The sequence below is a fragment of the Bradyrhizobium daqingense genome, from assembly GCF_021044685.1.
In the GTDB taxonomy this organism is placed as follows: domain Bacteria; phylum Pseudomonadota; class Alphaproteobacteria; order Rhizobiales; family Xanthobacteraceae; genus Bradyrhizobium; species Bradyrhizobium daqingense.
In genome coordinates this window covers 2712618-2730199 of the sequence record NZ_CP088014.1, presented here as the reverse complement: position 1 = coordinate 2730199, position 17582 = coordinate 2712618, and the positions used below count along the sequence as shown (strand labels likewise).

Below are 17582 nucleotides of genomic sequence, written 5' to 3'. Positions count from 1 at the left end.
ATTTAGAATCGTCTCAGGCCGCCTCGAAGCCGCGGGCTGCATCTGGCGCACGGCGCGCCCCATCCGCAAACATGCGGCGATAGAGCAGGACCGAGACGAGCCAGGCCACCGCAAACAGCGCGACCACGACGAAGCCGACATTCGCCAGCGATTCGTTGAGCCCTTCCACCACCGCCCAGAAGCCGCCGGACAAGCCGAGGCGTTCCGCGATCAGGCCGAGCGCCTCGACGCCGCCGATGAACAGCGCCACCGCGACGGAGGCGCCCGTGATCGTGAGATTGTACCAGAGCTTGCGCAGGGGATCGACGAAGGCCCAGCGATAGGCGCTGACCATCAGCGCGGAATCGGCGGTATCGACCAGCGCCATACCGGCTGCGAATAGCGCCGGAAAAACCAACACGTCGACAAGCGAAGCGCCGCGCGCGGCTTCGCCGGCGGAGATGCTGAGCAGGCCGATCTCGGTCGCGGTGTCGAAGCCGAGCCCGAACAGGAAGCCGAGCGGATACATGTGCCAGGGCTTCGTCACCAGGCGGAACATCGGGCCGAGCAGCCGCGCCAGGAACCCGCGCTTGGCGAGCAGCGCATCGAGGCCGGCGGCGTCGTGAATGCCCTGCTCGCGCGCCATGCGGAACGTCCGCCACAGGCCGGCGAAGATGGCGAGATTGATGGCCGCGATCAGCAGCAGGAACAGCGCCGAGACCGAGGTGCCGATCAGGCCGCCAATCTGCTCGAGCAGGCTGTCGCCGCCGAGGCTGACGACGCCGAGCGCCAGCAGCATGGTCGCGACCACGACGACGGTGGAATGGCCGAGCGCGAAATAGAGCCCGACGCTGCGCGGCGCGCCGCCCGCCTGCATCAGCTTGCGCACGACATTGTCGATGGCGGCGATGTGATCGGCATCGACGGCATGCCGGAGGCCGAACACCCAGGCCAGCAGCGCGGTCGCCATCACCGTGGGACGGTCGCCGAACGCCGTGAAGGCCCAGGCCCATGCGGCGACATTGGCGGCGACGAGCCCGCCGAACAGCAACACCACGCCGGGCTCGACCGCCCGCAAAGACCATCTCGTCACGATATCATTCCGTCCGCTGCACGCCCCGTCGCCACCGGTATGATATTTTCACAGGATGGTCATACTGACCAGTGCCGACTTTGGCCTGCCGAACGCCTATGCGAGTTTGCGGGAGGTCGTCATGCCCGGGCTTGTCCCGGGCATCCACGTTCTTCGTGCCGCAGGGCAAGCCGTGGATGGCCGGGTCAAGCCCGGTCATGACGTTGTGGGGGCATTTAGGACTACGCCGCCTCGGAACCGCCGAGATAGGCGTCGCGGATGCGGGGATCGTCCTTCAGTGTCCGCGCCGGGCCTGACAGCACGATCTTGCCGGTCTGAAGCACATAGGCTTCATGCGCGATCTCCAGCGCGAGGCTGGCGTTCTGCTCGACCATGAACACCGAGACGCCCTCCTGGTTGATGGTGCGGATCAGCTCCAGCACGCGATCGACATAAAGCGGCGACAGGCCCATGGTCGGCTCGTCCATCACGATCATGCGCGGCCGGCTCATCAGCGCGCGCGCCATCGCCACCATCTGCTGCTCGCCGCCGGAGAGCGAGCCGGCGCGCTGCGACAGGCGCTGGCCGAGCTTTGGGAACAGCGTGAGCATCCTGTCGAGATCCTGCGCCACCGCCTCGCGGTCGTTGCGCACGAAGGCGCCCATCAGGATGTTCTCGCGGACGCTCATGTCCGCGAACAGCCGTCGCGCCTCCGGCACCGAGGCGATGCCGCGGCGGACGATCTGCGGCGTGGAGAGGCCCAGCAACGAAGCACCATCGAACGTCACGTCGCCGGAGCGCGGCTTTACCAGACCCAGAATGATCTTCATCGTCGTCGACTTGCCGCTGGCATTGCCGCCGAGCAGACAGACGATATGGCCGCGCGCGACCGATATCGAGAGGTCGAAATGCACCTGGGCCTGGCCGTAGAAGGTATTGACGTTCGACAGCGCCAGCAGCGGTTCGGCGGAAGCGTTGGTCATGCCGCGCTCTCCTGCTTCGTCGCGAGGCCATGACCGAGATAGGCCTCGATCACCTTGGGATCGCTCCGCACCTGTTCGCCCGGCCCTTCCGCGATCTTCTTGCCCTCGTCCATGACGATGACGCGGTCGGACAGGCGCATCACCATTTCCAGCTTGTGCTCGATCAGGAGGATGGTCAGCCCTTCCGCCTTCAATTCGGCGACCAGCGCCTGCATCTCCGCGGTCTCGGTCGGGTTCATGCCGGCGGTCGGCTCGTCGAGCAGCAAGAGGCGCGGCTTCAGCGCGAGCGCACGCGCGATCTCGACGCGGCGGCGGTTGGCGTAGGACAGGCTGTAGGCGGGCTGGTCAATCCGCGACAGCAGCCGCTCGCCGAAGCGAGCGAGAATGGCCTTCATCTCTTCGCGCAGCCGCTCCTCCTCCGCCTTGACGCTGGCAGGACGCAGCAACGCCAATCCGAGCTCCAGCAGCGGGCCGATCACGGGCACGGCCGGCTTCACGGCACGCAGCCGCGTATGCGCGCCGATCAGGACGTTGTCCATGACGCTGAGATTGCCGAAGACGCGGCCGAGCTGGAAGGTGCGCGCGATGCCTTCGGTCGCAATCCGTTCCGGCGATAGACCCGTCACGTCCTGGCCTTCGAAGCTCACAGTACCGGCGTCGGGCCGGTCGAGGCCGGTCACGAGATTGAACAGCGTGGTCTTGCCCGCGCCGTTTGGACCGATGATGCTGACGAGCTCACCTTTGGCGAGGTCGAGATCGATGGCGTCGACCGCGGTGAGACCGCCGAAGCGGCGGGTCAGCCCGCGCAGGGACAGCATGGAGTTGGGCCGCTCCGCCATCAGACCGTCCCCAGCAGGCCCTGCGGCCTGAACCGCACCAGCAGCAGCAGCACGATGCCGTAGATCAGGATGCGGTACTCCGCCGCGATCCGAAAGACTTCGGGCAGGCCGACCAGCGCGACCGATCCGAGGATCGCGCCGACGACGTTGCCGAGGCCGCCGAGGATCACGACCGTCAGCGCCAGGATGGATTGCTGCGTATTGAAGGTCTCGTGGTTGATGTAGGAATAAAGATGCGCGGCGATGCCGCCGCTGATTCCGGCGGCGAACCCGCCGAAGATGAAGGCGAGCGATTTATAGCGGTTGAGGCCGAGGCCATAGGCGCGCGCGGCGATGTCGTCGTCGCGGATGGCGCGAAAGCTGCGGCCGAGATGCGAGGTCAGCAGGCGCCCCTGGAGCAGCGCGAGCACGACCATCACCGCGAGGCTGAACCAGTAGATCGACGTCGGGCCGATCAGATCGTAGCCGAACAGCGACAGCGGCGGGATGCCGGAGATGCCGATCGGCCCGCGCGTCACGCTTTCCCAGTTCAGGATCACCAGCGCCACGATCTCGCCGATGGCGAGCGTTGCGATCGAGACGTAATGCCCGCGCAGGCGGAACGACGGCGAGATCAGGAGCGTGCCGAGCGCGGCACTCATCAGGCCGCCGCCGATGACCGCGAGCCCCACGGGAACGGCCAATGTCAGCGACAGCAACGCGGAGGTGTAGGCGCCGATCGCGAGCAATGCGGCATGGCCGAGTGACACCTGCCCCATCGTGCCCGCCACCAAAGTCAGACTCAGCGCAAGCATGCCGAGCAGCCAGGCGTTGATCAGGGTCTGGAGCACGTAGAAGGACACCGGGAACAGCGGCAGGATCGCGAAGCCGGCAACCGCGACCAATAGCGCCCAGCGCGGAATGTGCACCGGGCGGCTCGGCGCGATGAACGTGCCGGTGAGCGGCTCGGGCGGCGCCTGCCGCGCGCTGACGAACAGGCCGTTCGGCCGCAGCACGAGCACCACGACGAGCAGCAGGAACGCGAACAGATTGCGATAGCTGGTGCCGAGCATGGCCACGCCGTAGCTCTCGACCAATCCCAGCAGCAGACTGCCGATGACCGCGCCCGGCACGTTGCCCGCGCCGCCGACGACTTCCGCGACGACGCCCTTGAGCGTCGCCTGAAGGCTCATCGCGGTGTCGATCTGGTTATAGTACATGCCGACCAGCAGGCCGGAGACGCCGCCGAGCGCCGCCGCAATGCCGAACACGGCTTGATTGACGCGATTGACGTCGACGCCCATCTGCATGGCGGCGTCACGATCCTGCGCGGTGGCACGCACGGCCCAGCCGAGCTTGGTGTAGCGCAGGAACACGAACAGCAGCAGCGCGCTGGTGAGGCCGACGCCGGCGATGAGCAGGTCGAGTGGTCCGATCGTCCCGCCACCGACCTGGAAGCGGATATCGGGCAACTGGCTCGGCAGCGCGCGCGGATTGGGCGAGAAGGTCAGCATCACCAGCTGGTCGAGCACGAAGCTGATGCCGATGGTCGCGAGCAACGGCGCGATGCGCACGGAGTTCTGCAGCGGCCGCAGGCCAAAGCGCTCGATGATTAGGCCGACCACGGCGGCGGCCACGGCGACCACGATGATGGTGAGCGGCAGCGGCGTGTGCAGCTGCACCACCGCGACCCAGCCGATATAGGCGCCGACGAGGTAGATCGAGCCTTGCGCGAAGTTGATCAGCCGGCTGACGCCGAAGATCAGCGCGAGCCCGACCGCAACGAGCGCGTAGACATTGCCGACGATCAGCCCGTTGATGGTGTAGTCGAGCCAGGAGGACACGCAGAATTCCTAATCAACGAGAAACCGGCTGGAGCGATCGCTTCGGCCATCACATCAGGTCGGCTTGCCGTCCCAGAGTGCGAACTGGCCCTTGCGCACGACGAGCTCGGCATTCATGGCGCCCTTGACGCGACGGCTCTCGACGTCGAACGTCGCCTGGCCGAAGATGACGCTGGAAACGTCCTTCACCTTGGCGAAGGCGTCGCGGATGGCGCGGCGGTCGGTGCCGCCGATCTTCAGCACGGCAGCCGCCATGTTCATCGCGTCGTAGGAATAGGCGTTGAAGGCGTCGGGCTCCTGCCCGCCATACTTCGCCTTGAAGCCGGCAATGAACTTCTTCACCTCGGGCCGCGGGTCTTCCGGGAAATAGCGCGTGCCGAGATGCACGTTCTCGACCGCCTCTCCGCCGAGCTCCAGGAATTTTGGCGAATAGACTGAGCTTGCGGCGCACATGGTCTGCTTCAGGCCGACCTGGCGCGCCTGACGCGCGATCAGCGCGCCGTCGGAATAATAGGAGATCAGGATCAGACCGTCGGGATTGGCATCGCGTACACGCACCAGCGTGGAGCGGAAGTCGCGCTCCTCCGCGATATAGCCCTCGGTCACCGCGATCTCGGCGCCATATTCCTTGGCCGCCTTGACGAAATAGTCGCGGCTGGTGCGGCCCCAATCGGTGTTGAGATGCAGCACCGCGAGCTTCTTCAGGCCGAGCCGCTTCACGGCATAGGACGCCAGCAGCGGCTGCTCGTCGGCCTGGCTCACCGACGTGCTCCACATGAAGTCGCCGCCCTTGGTGAAATCAGGGTGCGAATTGGTGAAGCCGAACTGCACGAGGCCGCCGCGCTGATAGATCGGCGAGGCTGCCATCGAGGCGGGGCTGGAGAAATCGCCGAGCTCCATGACGATGCGGGGATCGGACACGAATTTCTGCGCGATCGCCACCGACTGGCGCGGGTCGCTCTGGCTGTCCTCGAACTGGTAGGCGAGCTTGCGGCCGTTGATGCCGCCGGCAGCCTGGATCTCGTCGAGTGCGAGATCAAAGCCCTGCTTCCATTGCGTGCCATATTGCGCATTCGGTCCGGTCAGGGGTCCGCTGACGCCGAGCAGGATCGGCTCGGAGGATTGCGCGAAGGCGGCGCGCGAGAAAGCCGCGCCCGCCATCATCGTGGCGAGGGAGCCTTTGACCAGGGACCGACGATCGATGTTGCTCATTTCCCGCTCCATCCACTCAGTGTTGATAAGATCAGCAATTCTTGTGCCGATCGGATTGCTCATTTCGAAGGCTCGCCGAGCGACAGCATCAGCCGGTTCGCCCAGTTGAAGAATGAAGCACCGTTGATGACGTCGACGATCTCGGCGTCGTCGAGCCCGGCCTGGCGCAGCTCCTCGACATTGTCAGGGCCAAACGCGATCGGCGTTGCAGCCAACGCCACCGAGGCCTTGACGATTGCACTCCAGCGCTCGCCGAGATCGGCACCGACGCCTTCATCGAGCAGCCGCTGCACGTCGTCGCGGCGCTTGGAATAGGTGCTGGCAAAGCGCGCATGCACCGAGGCGCAATAGATGCAGCCATTGTAGCGCGAGGTCGCCGCCGCCGCGAGCTCACGCTCCGCGCGCGGCAGGCCGTCGGCGACGTTGTAGAAGATGTCCTTGTCGGTCTTGGTACGGGCTTCCAGGACCTCGGGGTCACGCACCAGCAGGCGGAAATACTCCGACTTGGCGCGGGCCCGATCGACGAAGCCGGCGAAATGCCGTTCGGTCAGCTCGGCCTCGGGCAACGGATCGATCCACGACACCCAGCCGAGTTCGTCCTGGGTGAAAGCGACGGGCGGATTGACGGGAGCGCTCATCTTGCAGCCTCTTTTTGTGCGTTCGCTGCGGCGAGCGTGCGCAAGCCGCTGACGACGCGCAACTGGAACGACAGAAACGCAATCAGCTGGGACAAGGTGACGATCCCGGTGGTCGACCAGCCGGCGGCCAGCAGCGCCTTCATGTCTGCGGAAGCGGCATCGCGCGGACGAAACACCAGGAGATGCGCATGCTCGAACGCCGCAACGAGCCGGGCGCCGAGCTCGGGCTTGCGCTCCGCGCTGACGCGATAGATCAAACCGGCCTTGTTCTCGATCGACAACGGGCCGGCCGGAAAGGCGCCGTAGGGGCCGGAGGTCCGACCGCGCTGAATCTCGACCTGGATCGCCTCGACGAGCGCCGCGCCATCCGTAGTCGCGGCAAGCTTCTCCCGATAGAAGGACGCGACGGGCGACTCGCCATGCAGTCCGGTCACGAAGGTCGCGATCGCGAAGCGCTCTGCAAGCGCGAATTCGTTCGCATCGACCGGCTCGAACAAAGCGAGATAGCTCTTCTGCGCGTTCTCGCGCGCCTGAAGGCGGCGGGCGCGGATGGCATCAGGAGCCGATCCCGGCTCGATCCCGGCGAGCGTGTCGATGATATCCCTGGTGCTCATCCTTCAGCCTCGTGCAACGCGATCCCGTTCATTGCGGCTATTTGTTTGCGCATGATCTTTTCGGAAAACCGCTGCGCACTTTTCCGGATCATGCTTTAGCCCGCCAACGCCACGCCAGGTGCGGTCCGGGTCCATCCCAGCGCCGGCGCGACCTTGTCGGCGACCAGCTCGATCGAACGCAAAATATAGGGGTGCGGCGCGTCGACCGAATGTGCCTGGAACACCAGATCGGTCACCCGCTCGAGCGTAGCGTCGGCGCGGAGCGAGGCGATGACCGCGTCCGCCGCGCCGACATGGGTATCGAATGCCGTGATCATCTCCTCCAGCGTGTCGCCCGGAGGGAGATGGCCGCCCTTCATGAACTGCGGCAGCGCACGCCGCAACCCGATGTCCGCGAGCCGCATCGCTTCGGCATGGTCGTCGGCGACGAAAACGCTGCGCGAAGCCATGATGCGGGGCTCGCATCCCACAGGAAGCGCCGCGAGATAGGCGTCGATGATCGGGTTCTGGATCTCGGCGAGTGTCGCGCGCGGCGCATCCTTGCTCCGCGGCTGCGTGCGCGACAACAACAGGCCATCGCCCGCCTTGCCGGCGCGAGCACCACCGGCGACGGAGAATGTCGCCTGCCAGATGCGCCTGTCCAATTCCGGCCGTTGCGGATAGAGCGTGTCGCCACCGTCGAGAGCCTTGCCGACCAGCGCGGCACGGACCACTTCCAGGTTGCGGGCAAAGATCTCGTTGCGCTGGGCGCTGTCGAGGCCGAAGGCGGCGAAGGCCGACGGGTTGCCGCCGGTGCCGACGCCGAGCTCGAAGCGGCCGTTGCAGAGCAGGTCGAGCACCGCGGCGTCCTCCGCCACCCGCACCGCATTTTCCAGCGGCAGCGTGACGATGCCGGTGCCGAGGCGGATGCGCGAGGTCTGCGCGGCGACGTAACCGAGGAAGGCGAAGGGCGACGGCAGGCCACCTTCGCGCTCGTGGAAATGATGCTGCGCGATCCAGGCGGAATCGAGCCCGGCCTTCTCCGCGCGCACGATCTGCTCGGCGGCGAACCGGTAGCGCTCGGCCGGCGAAGCCTCGTCCAGCAGGCGCGTGAAGAAGCCCAGTCGTTTCAGGTTTGCAAAGCGTTTCATACGACCCCTGTCGGCCGAGGAAGGGCCCCGATGATGTCGGTTGCCGCAGGTCCAGACAAGCGGGCATTGCGCAAGGCTAATACGCAAGGCTGCCGCCGGGATCGTCCCTGCACTGAAGCCGGACTAGGCAGACTGCCTACCAGCTCGGCAGTACCGCGCCCTTGAACTTGGTCAGGACGAATTCCTTGACCTCAGGCGTGTGGTAGCTGCTGACGAGGGTCTTGACCCAGGGCTTGTCCTTGTCGGCGGCGCGAACGGCGATCAGGTTGACGTAGGGTCCCTTCGGGTCCTCGCGCAGGATCGGGTCCTTGACGGGGTCGAGGCCCGCCTGGGTTGCATAATTGGTGTTGATCGCGGCGGCGTCGACGTCGTCGAGCGCACGCGGCGCCTGCGCCGCATCGACCTCGATGAACTTCAGCTTTTTGGGATTGTCGGTGATGTCGAGCACCGTCGGCTTGAAGCCGGTGCCGTCCTTCAGCTTGATCACGCCCTTGTCGCGCAGCAGCAGCAGCACGCGGCCGCCATTGGTCGGATCGTTGGGGATCGAAACCTTGCCGCCCTCGGGGATGTCGCCGAAGGCCTTGTGCTTCTTCGAATAGACGCCGATCGGGAAGTTCACGGTGAGCGCGACGGCCTCGATCTTATAGCCGCGGTCGGCCTTCTGATTGTCCAGGTAAGGTTGGTTCTGGAACGAATTCGCCTGGATCTCGCCGGCATCGAGCGCGGCGTTGGGCACGACATAGTCGGAGAACTCGATCAGCTGGAGGTCGAGGCCCTGCTTGGCCGCGATCGGCTTCACCGCCTCCAGGATCTGCGCGTGCGGTCCCGGCGTGACGCCGATCTTGATGGTCTCGGCGCGCACCGCGGCGGACCAGAGAGCGAGCACGGTCGAGAGGATCAGCGGGAAGCGAAAAGACATTTTGGTCTCCGTGGACTTCGGCAATGATGGAACCGTATTCGCCTCTCTGCAGTGCGAAATCAATGAAATGGAAATCCATATTGGCCAGCGGCAGCGGACGCACTTTCTCCATTCGGCGCCAACCAGGAAACGAAACGTTCCGCCGCCTGGCGTCTCGGATTTTCGCATCCCGGCTGCCCAGACGGGAACAGCGCCCGGCCTACGGCGTTCCACTGCAATCATTGTAGAAGAGGAGTCTTTTATGGGTTTCTTCACCAAGGACATCAAATCGATGGAGGACTTGCTGATCCACGGCCTCCAGGACATTTACTACGCCGAACAGCAGATCCTGAAATCGCTGCCGACGATGATCGAGAAGGCCACTAACAAGGATCTCGTTGCTGGCCTGAAGGCGCATCTGGAAGAGACGCGCAAGCAGGTCGAGCGGCTCGAGAAGGTGTTCGCCAAGCTCGGCAAGGAGCCGAGCGGAACCCACTGCCCGGCCATCGACGGTCTCATCAAGGAGGCCGACGAGACCGCCGGCGAGATCGAGGACAAGGCGGTGCTGGATGCCGCCATCGTCGCGAACGCGCAGGCCGTCGAGCACTACGAGATGTGCCGCTACGGCACGCTGATCGCATGGGCCGAGGAGCTCGGCCACGACGAGATCGTGCGCTTCCTCACCACCAATCTGAACGAGGAGAAGGCCGCGAACACCAAGCTCAACACGGTGGCGCTGCGCAAGGGCGTCAACACAAAGGCTTCCAACACAAAGGCTTCCAACGCCGCGTGACGACAGATGGCGGCTCCGCCTGCGGAGCCGCCACGATCACGGACGAGGTTGCGTCGTCTCGCTGCGACATCTTCGACTCCCCCCGCGCTCCCCTCCTGAGCTAGAGTGCGTCACTGACGCTGACGACTTGTCTTAGGAAGAGCGGGGAGCATCCCATGAACGAGAACGAAATCCGCAATCTGATCGCGGAGGTGAAGCAAGGCACGCTGTCGCGACGCTCGTTCATCCAGCGCGTTGCCGCCATCGGGATCACCGCGCCGATCGCGAGCCAGATCCTGGTCTGGCACGACGTCGCGATGGCCGACGCCAGGCTCCCGTACAAACCGACCAAGGCGGGCGGCGGCGGCCCGCTCAAGATCCTGCTCTGGCAGGCCCCGACCCTGCTCAATCCGCATTTCGCGATCGGCACCAAGGACCAGATCGCCTCGCGCATCTTCTTCGAGCCGCTCGCCGGCTGGGACAAGGACGGCAACCTCATCCCCTGCCTTGCTGCCGAGGCTCCAACCAAGGCAAACGGCGGCATTGCGGCAGACGGCATGAGCGTGACCTGGAAGCTCAAGCAGGGCGTCAAGTGGCATGACGGCAAGCCCTTCACCGCCGACGACGTCGTGTTCACCTGGCAATACGCCGCGGACCTCACGACCGCGGCCTATACCACGGGATCGTACAAGGACATCAAGGTCGAGAAGATCGACGACTACACCGTCAAGGTGATCTACAAGGCGCCAACGCCGTTCTGGGCCGATCCCTTCGTCGGCGGCTCGGTCGGCCAGATCCTGCCGAAGCATCATTTCGGCGACTTTGTCGGCGCGAAGTCGCGCGAGGCACCGGCGAATCTGAAGCCGGTCGGCACCGGGCCATACAAGTTCGTCGAGTTCAAGCCGGGCGACCTGATCCGTGCCGAACGCAATCCCGACTATCACGTCAAGAACCAGCCGCATTTCGACACGATCGAAGTCAAGGGCGGCGGCGATGCGGTGTCGGCGGCGCGCGCGGTGCTGCAAACCGGCGAATACGACTTTGCCTGGAACATGCAGGTTGAGGAGGAGGTCCTCAAACGCATGGAGGCAGGCGGCAAAGGCAAGCTCGACATCACGCCTTCCGGCAATGTCGAATTCATCATCCTCAACACGACGGACCCCTGGACCGAGGTCGACGGCGAGCGTTCGAGCGTCAAGACCAAGCACCCGACGCTGTCCGATCCGGCCGTTCGTCGCGCGATCAACCTGTTGATCGATCGCGATTCGATCCAGAAGTTCATCTACGGACGCGGAGCCATCGCGACCGCGAGCTTCGTCAACGCGCCCAAGCAGTTCAAGTCCCCCAAGCTGAAATACGAGTTCGACATCGACAAGGCCAGCAAGATCCTCGACGAGGCCGGCTGGACCAAAGGCGCAGACGGCATTCGCGAGAAGGACGGCAAGAAGCTCAAATACGTCTTCCAGACCTCCACCAACGCCCCCCGCCAGAAGACCCAGGCCATCATCAAGCAGGCCTGCCAGAAGGCCGGCATCGAGATCGAGGTCAAGGCGGTCACCGCGTCGGTGTTCTTCTCCTCTGATGTCGGCAATCCCGATACCTATTCGAAATTCTATGCCGACATGGAGATGTACAACACCACGCAGCCGCAGCCCGACCCGGAGCGGTTGTTGAACCAATGCGTGTCCTGGGAGATCGCCACCAAGGACAACAAATGGCTGGGCCGCAACAATTCGCGCTATTCCGATCCCGAAGCCGACAAGGCCTACAAAGCCGCACAGAACGAGCTCGATCCCGCCAAGCGCGCGGCGCTGCTGATGAAGGTGGACGAGATCTTCTGCGAGGCCAACGTATTCCTGCCGCTGCTCTCACGCCACATCGTCAACGCCAGCGTCAACAATCTCATGATCGACATTTCGGGCTGGGACACCATCACGTGGAATCTGGCGGCGTGGTATCGCAGCTGAGGCTGGCACGATCGGGGGGAGCGCTCTCTCCGCAAGTGCAGGGCAACCGTATATGGCATTTTGCGCGACCTGAGCACGCGCCTCGTCCTTCGAGACGACCGCTTCGCGGTCTCCTCAGGATGAGGCTCAGCAGCATCGGTGCTCGTCCAAACTGCAGCCGCGCACTCGATCCTCATCCTGAGGGCCCGCCAACGGCGGGCGTCTCGAAGGATGGCCACATGCGAGATCGCTCCCATCTGCAATCCCCTGCTCCACGACAGGTCACGTGATCATGGACGCATGCGTCAGATGAACGGCTTGCCACCGGTGACGGCGAGCGTCGCCCCTGACGTATAGCTCGAGAGCGGATCGGCGAGCATGACATAGGCGGTGGCGAGCTCGGCCGGCTGGCCGGCGCGCTGCATCGGGACCTGCTTGCCGAAGTTCTTGACCCTGTCCTCCGGCATCGTCGAGGGAATCAGCGGCGTCCAGATCGGACCGGGGGCGACAGCGTTGACCCGGATGCCCTTCTCCGCCAGCATCTGGGCCAATCCCCCGGTGAAATTCTGAATGGCTCCCTTGGTGGTGGCATAGGCGAGCAGGGTTGGATTCGGCATGTCGGAGTTCACCGAGGCGGTGTTCACGATGGCCGCGCCTGGACGCATATGCGGGACGGCGGCCTTGGTCAGGTAGAACATGGCGTGGATGTTGGTCTCGAACGTCCGCTGCCATTCGTCGTCGCTGATGTCGGCGATGTCCTTGAACGTCGCCTGATGAGCGGCATTGTTGACGAGGATGTCGATGCCGCCGAGTTCCTCGACGGTGCGCCGGACGATGGTGCGGCAATGCTCGGGACTGCGGATGTCACCGGGGATCAGGACGGCTTTGCGCCCCTCCCGCTCGACCAGCGCCTTGACCTCGCCGGCATCCTCGTCCTCGTTCAGATAGGAGATGACGATGTCGGCGCCTTCCCTCGCATAGGCGATCGCGACGGCGCGGCCGATGCCGCTGTCACCGCCGGTGATGATCGCCTTCTTTCCAGCCAGGCGTCCGGCGCCCTTGTAACTCTCCTCGCCGTGATCGGGCCTGGGATTCATCGCCCGCGTCGAGCCGGGCATCGGTTGCTGCTGAGCAGGAAAAGGCGGTTTTGGATAATCGGTCATGGGAGGGGCTCCGGGGGCTTGTCCCGCTAACGGAGAGCGGAGGGAAGCGTTCCTCGGACGTCCGACGTCTACCCCAGCGGACTCAGCCTCAATGCGCGTGCCGACCCGCACGGTCGGTGTTCCCGTCCTTCGCGACCTCACGGACGCACTCGGCGTCCGCCCCCGTCATGCTCTTCATGCACAGGGCCAGCGTGGCAAAGCCGCAGGTTTGATGCCCGTCATCGCGGAGGCAGAAGCGATCGCCATATGGCTCCGGAGGTTCGAGCGTCGCCTCGGAAATGCCGATGATCGCAACGAGGGCACCACCGAAAATCAGCGAGGACATCACACGTCTGCGCCTGGACATCGCAACTCCCGTGTTTCTCGTTCGGCGCGGCATCGCTCGAACATCTCGCGTTGCCGCCGCTTCTCGAATGTCGCTTACTTGGCCGATCCGTTGTATGCTATCGCGCGACCGCCGTGACACTGGCCTTGCAGAAGGCGAAGATGAAGCGGCCGTAGAGCGCGCCGAGCCCCAACCCCGAAGAGGCCAAGCGGTAGGAGTTGCCGAGAGCCCGGGCAAGTTCGATCCAGCCCGTGACCTCGTTGTGCGCGGGCGTCATGTGGATGCCGGCCAGCGGCAGCATCAGGAGCTGAATGCCGAGCTCGCTCATGACGGCACAGCTTCCGGGCGCGGCAGCGGCATGAACTGCGCGAGATAGGCGCTGCGCCATTGATAGGGCGTATCGCCGACGAACCGCTTGAACACCGTCGTGAAGTGCGCCTGGGTCTGGAATCCCACCGTCAAGGCGGTGTCGACCAGCGAGACGTCGCCTTGCTTGAGCAGCTCCTGGGCGCGCTCGATCCGGCACTTCAACAGATATTCGTGAGGCCGCATCCCGACAGCCGCCCGGAACTGCGCGGCAAAGTGCATCCGGCTGAGCCCGGCAACGGCAGCGAGCTGCTCCAGCGTGATCTTCGCGCCCAGATTTTCGTCGACATATTGCATCACGCGCTTGAGGCGCCATTTCTGCAACGACCGCACGATGCGGCACGCGCGGCCCTCATGCGCTTCGACATCGGGCTCTCTGAGCGGGCTCGCCGTCTGTGCGCTGGCGCGGCGGGTCACGATGGCAAGACGCAACGCGTCGGCGAGGATGGCCGAATGCGGATGGTGCATTTCTTCCGTCGCTACGAGCGCATCCGAAAGACGCCGCATCACGGGATCCGTCGTCTCCTCCGCACCGCAGTTCCGATCGAGGCGCTTGGCGGACACCCTGAAGCCGGACCCGCGAGCGGACCTCTGCATATCCGGCGCCTCGATGGCGAGTGCAACATCGAGATGAACCAGAGACAGCGTCGTCCCCTCCTTGCCAGCCTGACCGGAATATCCCGAGCGCCGGCGCCTGCTGCCGTCGATCTCCGAGACATCGATCGAGCCGAATGCATGATCCTTGGTGGTAAGCGGCTGTGACAGCTGTAGCGACATCGTCGAAGCTCCTTGTCCCGTTTCGATCCGGCGAAAGCCTGGCCGGCTTGTCCGAACGTCATGGCAGCAGAGTAATTCGACGGGCCGCGCGCTCCATTCTACGCGCGGGTGGACTGATAGGTTCTCGGGTTGATCGCATCATACCTAGGTATGATCGCGGCCCGCCGTTGGATTGGGCCGCGGCCGCATCGACGAATCGGCCGGGCCGCGCTGCGCGATGCACCTGCGGTAAGTTGACGCGCCATCGCCAGGTAAAACGTGGAGAACCGCTGTTTTTCGAGGGATTACCCTCTCTCATCGGCCGGGCCGCCTTCGGCTGGTCGCGCGGTCTTCCAAGAGAGCACGAAAATCACGCGGCCAGATGTTGTCGGCGCCACAAAATCGCGGCATCAACGCCGCTGGAATGAAGCGAACGACGACCAGCGACGATGACGACTCCTGATCGGGTTACGGGCTCTTCCGTGAGCCGCGCAGGCCTGCGGTTCTGGTCCGCAATCCTCGCCCTCGCGGTTTTCCTCATCGATGTCCTGACGCCGCTCGAAGGCGCGGTCGCCGTTCTCTACGTCGTTGCGATCCTGCTCGCTGCGCGGACGAACCGGCGCAATGACATCGTGGTCGCGGCGAGCGGCTGCGCGGTGCTGACGATCACGGCCTATCTGCTCTCGCATGATCTCCAGCACATCGCCTCGCCGGCCCTTCGTGCCGTGGTGAGCCTTGCGGCCATTGCCATCACCACGCTGCTGGCGCTGCAGAATCATGCCGCAACCAATCGCCTGGCGGCGCAGGCGCGCCTGCTCAACCTCTCGCATGACATGATCTTCGTCCGCGATCGCGCCGGCATGATCAGCTTCTGGAACAAGGCTGCGGAGCAGACCTATGGCTGGCCGTCAGACGATGCGCTGGGGCGGTCCGCCGACGCGTTGCTGCGGACCAGCTATCCCGACAAGCGAGAGGCAATCGAGCGTGTTCTGCTCGAGACCGGCCGCTGGGAAGGCAGAGTGGAGCAGCGCACGAAGGACGGTGCCACACTTGCGGTCGATGCGCGCTGGGCCGTGCAGCACGACCATCTCGGCAAGCCGGTCGGCGTGCTCGAAACGCACACCGACGTCACGGATCGCGTGGCGGCGCACAGCGCGCTGGTGCAGAGCGAGCAGCGATACCGCCGGATGTTCGACGCAAGCCGGATCGGTGTCGTGGAGGAGGACTGGACCGACGTACGCGCCGCGCTGAAGGCGCTGGACACCGGCGGCGCTGGCCTGCGCGATCATCTGGCACGACATCCCGATATCGTCCGCTCCGCCCGCCGGCTCGCCAGAATCACCGATGTCAATCCGGCCATGCAGAAGATGGCGGGCGCGGATGGCTCTTCGGCCTTCATCGCCAATGTCGACAAACTCCTCGGCCAGAATGACCGCAGCTTCCTCGGCGCATTGCTGGCATTCGCCGAAGGCGAGCCATTTTACGAAGGCGAGACCGAGATCGTCAGGCTGGACGGACGAAAGGTCCCCGTGCTGTTCACGATCACCTTTCCGGCTGAGCCGGATGGAGATCGTAACGTGCTCGCCTTCGTCATCGACATCACCGAGCGCAGGCAAGCGCAGGATGCGCTGCTCGCCGCGCAAGCGGACCTCGCGCATGCGGCACGCGTCGCCACCTTGGGCGAGATCAGCGCCTCTATTGCCCACGAAGTGAACCAGCCGCTGGCAGCGATCGTCACCAGCGGCGAAGCCGGCCTGCGGTGGCTGCGGCGCGACGTGCCCGATCTGAAGGAGGTCGCGACCACGATGGGCCACGTTGTCGCTCAGGGCCGGCGAGCCAGTGAGATCGTGGCCCGCATCCGCAATTTCCTCAAGAAGGCACCGCCCCAGAAGGATCAGCTGCAGATCAGCGAGATCATCGAGGAAGCCACCTCCCTCGTGGCGCGCGAGTTCGCAAAGGACGACATCGTCCTCGCCATCGAGACGGAACCTGGCTTGCCGCCGATCCGTGGCGACCGGATCCAACTCCAACAGGTGCTCGTCAATCTGCTGATCAATGCCGGCCAGGCCATGTCGGGCCAATCCGGTTCCCGCATCGTCACGCTGCGCACCGGCACCGCCGATGGGGAGAGCATCGTCATCACGGTGCAGGACAGCGGCCCCGGCATCAGCCCTGACGACCTGCCGCGCCTGTTCGATCCGTTCTTTACAACCAAGCACGGCGGAATGGGCATGGGACTTGCGATCTGCCGAACGACGGTGGAAGCTCATGGCGGCCAGTTGTCGGCAGAGAGCATCCCCGGCTCGGGAGCGACATTCCGCCTGACACTGCCATTCAGCCAACAGCACGCCTCGCCATGACACGACCAAGCCAAGCGCATCCGCCGGCCACCCCCTCCAGTTCAGTCGTCATCATCGTCGATGACGACGCGGGCATTCGCGCCTCGCTCGACAGCCTGTTCAGGTCCGTCGGTCTGGAGACACGCCTTTTCGGTTCACCGGCCGAACTGCTTGGCAGTACGCTGCCTGACGGCCCCGGATGCATCGTGTTGGACGTCAGGCTCCCGGGCGTGAGCGGGCTCGACCTCCAGGGCCAGTTGACCCGCCAAGGCATCAACTATCCCATCATCTTCATGACCGGCCATGGCGACATACCCATGTCGGTGCGCGCCATGAAGGCCGGCGCGATCGACTTCCTCTCCAAGCCGTTTCGCGACCAGGACATGCTCGACGCCGTGACCGCGGCGCTCGAGCGCGACGCGCAGCATCGTGCCGAAGCCGCGGCGAAGGAGGATATCCGGGCTCAATACGAGACCTTGACTGCACGCGAGCGCGAGGTCATGGGCCATGTTACCGCCGGGTTGATGAACAAGCAGGTCGCCGGCCTGATCGGCCTGAGCGAGATCACGGTCAAGATCCACCGCGGGAACGTCATGCGCAAGATGGGCGTTAAGTCGCTGGCCGACCTCGTTCGCAAGGCCGAGGCGCTCGGGGTTTCCCAGACCCGCAGGACTACGGACCAAACCTGAGTATAGTTTCGGCAAGGCTCCTCCGCGGTCATATAAGG

General features: G+C 64.8%; 17 protein-coding genes. 4 read left to right on the top strand and 13 right to left on the bottom strand.

Features of this window, described 5'->3' with window-relative positions:
• Positions 1-13: 13 nt before the first annotated feature.
• From LPJ38_RS13060 to LPJ38_RS13020, 9 genes are all read right to left on the bottom strand, one after another.
• Positions 14-1072: a HoxN/HupN/NixA family nickel/cobalt transporter gene (locus tag LPJ38_RS13060; protein WP_231088630.1), complete on the bottom strand. Its 1059-nt coding sequence runs from the start codon at positions 1070-1072 to the stop codon at positions 14-16.
• Positions 1073-1293: 221 nt separating this feature from the next.
• Positions 1294-2034, bottom strand: a complete 741-nt coding sequence (locus tag LPJ38_RS13055; protein WP_145641550.1) for an ABC transporter ATP-binding protein — start codon at positions 2032-2034, stop codon at positions 1294-1296.
• On the bottom strand, positions 2031-2873 hold the full coding sequence (locus LPJ38_RS13050; protein WP_167520744.1) for an ABC transporter ATP-binding protein: 843 nt from the start codon (positions 2871-2873) through the stop codon (positions 2031-2033). Before LPJ38_RS13050 ends, LPJ38_RS13055 begins: the two co-directional genes overlap by 4 nt.
• Positions 2873-4696 carry an ABC transporter permease gene (locus LPJ38_RS13045; protein ID WP_145641554.1) on the bottom strand — a complete coding sequence of 608 codons (1824 nt, stop codon included), beginning with the start codon at positions 4694-4696 and terminating at the stop codon, positions 2873-2875. The genes LPJ38_RS13050 and LPJ38_RS13045 overlap by 1 nt, the downstream gene beginning before the upstream one ends.
• A 54-nt stretch (positions 4697-4750) precedes the next feature.
• Entirely contained in the window at positions 4751-5908 is a 1158-nt protein-coding gene (locus LPJ38_RS13040; RefSeq protein ID WP_145641556.1) for an ABC transporter substrate-binding protein, read from the bottom strand.
• A gap of 59 nt (positions 5909-5967) precedes the next feature.
• Positions 5968-6546, bottom strand: coding sequence for an alkylhydroperoxidase domain protein (locus LPJ38_RS13035; RefSeq protein ID WP_145641558.1), 579 nt, complete (start codon positions 6544-6546; stop codon positions 5968-5970).
• Positions 6543-7160 (bottom strand): CMD domain protein, encoded by a 618-nt coding sequence (locus LPJ38_RS13030; RefSeq protein WP_145641560.1) that lies wholly within the window; start codon positions 7158-7160, stop codon positions 6543-6545. Before LPJ38_RS13030 ends, LPJ38_RS13035 begins: the two co-directional genes overlap by 4 nt.
• Positions 7161-7255: 95 nt before the next feature.
• The gene (locus LPJ38_RS13025; protein ID WP_145641562.1) at positions 7256-8290 is read right to left on the bottom strand and encodes a putative FMN-dependent luciferase-like monooxygenase; all 1035 of its coding nucleotides are present in this window, start codon (positions 8288-8290) and stop codon (positions 7256-7258) included.
• Between the two features lie 136 nt (positions 8291-8426).
• Entirely contained in the window at positions 8427-9209 is a 783-nt protein-coding gene (locus LPJ38_RS13020; protein ID WP_145641564.1) for a MetQ/NlpA family ABC transporter substrate-binding protein, read from the bottom strand.
• Between the two features lie 241 nt (positions 9210-9450).
• Here LPJ38_RS13020 and LPJ38_RS13015 point away from each other — a divergent pair, with 241 nt between their 5' ends.
• Positions 9451-9981: a YciE/YciF ferroxidase family protein gene (locus tag LPJ38_RS13015; protein ID WP_145641565.1), complete on the top strand. Its 531-nt coding sequence runs from the start codon at positions 9451-9453 to the stop codon at positions 9979-9981.
• 155 nt (positions 9982-10136) lie between these two features.
• On the top strand, positions 10137-11927 hold the full coding sequence (locus tag LPJ38_RS13010; protein ID WP_145641567.1) for a peptide ABC transporter substrate-binding protein: 1791 nt from the start codon (positions 10137-10139) through the stop codon (positions 11925-11927).
• Positions 11928-12211: 284 nt separating this feature from the next.
• Here the strand turns inward: LPJ38_RS13010 and LPJ38_RS13005 are convergent, their stop codons facing one another.
• The 4 genes from LPJ38_RS13005 to LPJ38_RS12990 all read right to left on the bottom strand — a co-directional run bounded on the left by LPJ38_RS13005 (position 12212) and on the right by LPJ38_RS12990 (position 14537).
• Positions 12212-13069 carry an SDR family oxidoreductase gene (locus LPJ38_RS13005; protein WP_145641569.1) on the bottom strand — a complete coding sequence of 286 codons (858 nt, stop codon included), beginning with the start codon at positions 13067-13069 and terminating at the stop codon, positions 12212-12214.
• Positions 13070-13157: 88 nt separating this feature from the next.
• Positions 13158-13394, bottom strand: a complete 237-nt coding sequence (locus LPJ38_RS13000) for a DUF3551 domain-containing protein (RefSeq protein WP_145641571.1) — start codon at positions 13392-13394, stop codon at positions 13158-13160.
• Between the two features lie 118 nt (positions 13395-13512).
• Entirely contained in the window at positions 13513-13722 is a 210-nt protein-coding gene (locus LPJ38_RS12995; protein ID WP_145641573.1) for a hypothetical protein, read from the bottom strand.
• Positions 13719-14537: a helix-turn-helix domain-containing protein gene (locus tag LPJ38_RS12990; protein WP_145641575.1), complete on the bottom strand. Its 819-nt coding sequence runs from the start codon at positions 14535-14537 to the stop codon at positions 13719-13721. The genes LPJ38_RS12995 and LPJ38_RS12990 overlap by 4 nt, the downstream gene beginning before the upstream one ends.
• A 428-nt stretch (positions 14538-14965) precedes the next feature.
• Between LPJ38_RS12990 and LPJ38_RS12985 the strand changes: the two genes are divergently transcribed.
• Together LPJ38_RS12985 and LPJ38_RS12980 are read left to right on the top strand one after the other, a co-directional pair.
• Positions 14966-16876: a PAS domain-containing sensor histidine kinase gene (locus LPJ38_RS12985; protein ID WP_145641577.1), complete on the top strand. Its 1911-nt coding sequence runs from the start codon at positions 14966-14968 to the stop codon at positions 16874-16876.
• Positions 16873-17544 (top strand): response regulator transcription factor, encoded by a 672-nt coding sequence (locus LPJ38_RS12980; RefSeq protein WP_145641579.1) that lies wholly within the window; start codon positions 16873-16875, stop codon positions 17542-17544. Before LPJ38_RS12985 ends, LPJ38_RS12980 begins: the two co-directional genes overlap by 4 nt.
• The last annotated feature ends 38 nt before the right edge of the window (positions 17545-17582 follow it).

Bases quoted from the DNA above. Each gene is read 5' to 3' on its own strand.
- LPJ38_RS13040 (WP_145641556.1), bottom strand. From the start codon at position 5,908: ATGAGCAACATCGATCGTCGGTCCCTGGTCAAAGGCTCCCTCGCCACG.
- LPJ38_RS13030 (WP_145641560.1), bottom strand. From the start codon at position 7,160: ATGAGCACCAGGGATATCATCGACACGCTCGCCGGGATCGAGCCGGGA.
- LPJ38_RS13050 (WP_167520744.1), bottom strand. From the start codon at position 2,873: ATGGCGGAGCGGCCCAACTCCATGCTGTCCCTGCGCGGGCTGACCCGC.
- LPJ38_RS13020 (WP_145641564.1), bottom strand. From the start codon at position 9,209: ATGTCTTTTCGCTTCCCGCTGATCCTCTCGACCGTGCTCGCTCTCTGG.
- LPJ38_RS12995 (WP_145641573.1), bottom strand. From the start codon at position 13,722: ATGAGCGAGCTCGGCATTCAGCTCCTGATGCTGCCGCTGGCCGGCATC.
- LPJ38_RS13010 (WP_145641567.1), top strand. From the start codon at position 10,137: ATGAACGAGAACGAAATCCGCAATCTGATCGCGGAGGTGAAGCAAGGC.
- LPJ38_RS13000 (WP_145641571.1), bottom strand. From the start codon at position 13,394: ATGTCCTCGCTGATTTTCGGTGGTGCCCTCGTTGCGATCATCGGCATT.
- LPJ38_RS12985 (WP_145641577.1), top strand. From the start codon at position 14,966: ATGACGACTCCTGATCGGGTTACGGGCTCTTCCGTGAGCCGCGCAGGC.
- LPJ38_RS13055 (WP_145641550.1), bottom strand. From the start codon at position 2,034: ATGACCAACGCTTCCGCCGAACCGCTGCTGGCGCTGTCGAACGTCAAT.
- LPJ38_RS12980 (WP_145641579.1), top strand. From the start codon at position 16,873: ATGACACGACCAAGCCAAGCGCATCCGCCGGCCACCCCCTCCAGTTCA.
- LPJ38_RS13035 (WP_145641558.1), bottom strand. From the start codon at position 6,546: ATGAGCGCTCCCGTCAATCCGCCCGTCGCTTTCACCCAGGACGAACTC.
- LPJ38_RS13015 (WP_145641565.1), top strand. From the start codon at position 9,451: ATGGGTTTCTTCACCAAGGACATCAAATCGATGGAGGACTTGCTGATC.
- LPJ38_RS13005 (WP_145641569.1), bottom strand. From the start codon at position 13,069: ATGACCGATTATCCAAAACCGCCTTTTCCTGCTCAGCAGCAACCGATG.
- LPJ38_RS12990 (WP_145641575.1), bottom strand. From the start codon at position 14,537: ATGTCGCTACAGCTGTCACAGCCGCTTACCACCAAGGATCATGCATTC.
- LPJ38_RS13025 (WP_145641562.1), bottom strand. From the start codon at position 8,290: ATGAAACGCTTTGCAAACCTGAAACGACTGGGCTTCTTCACGCGCCTG.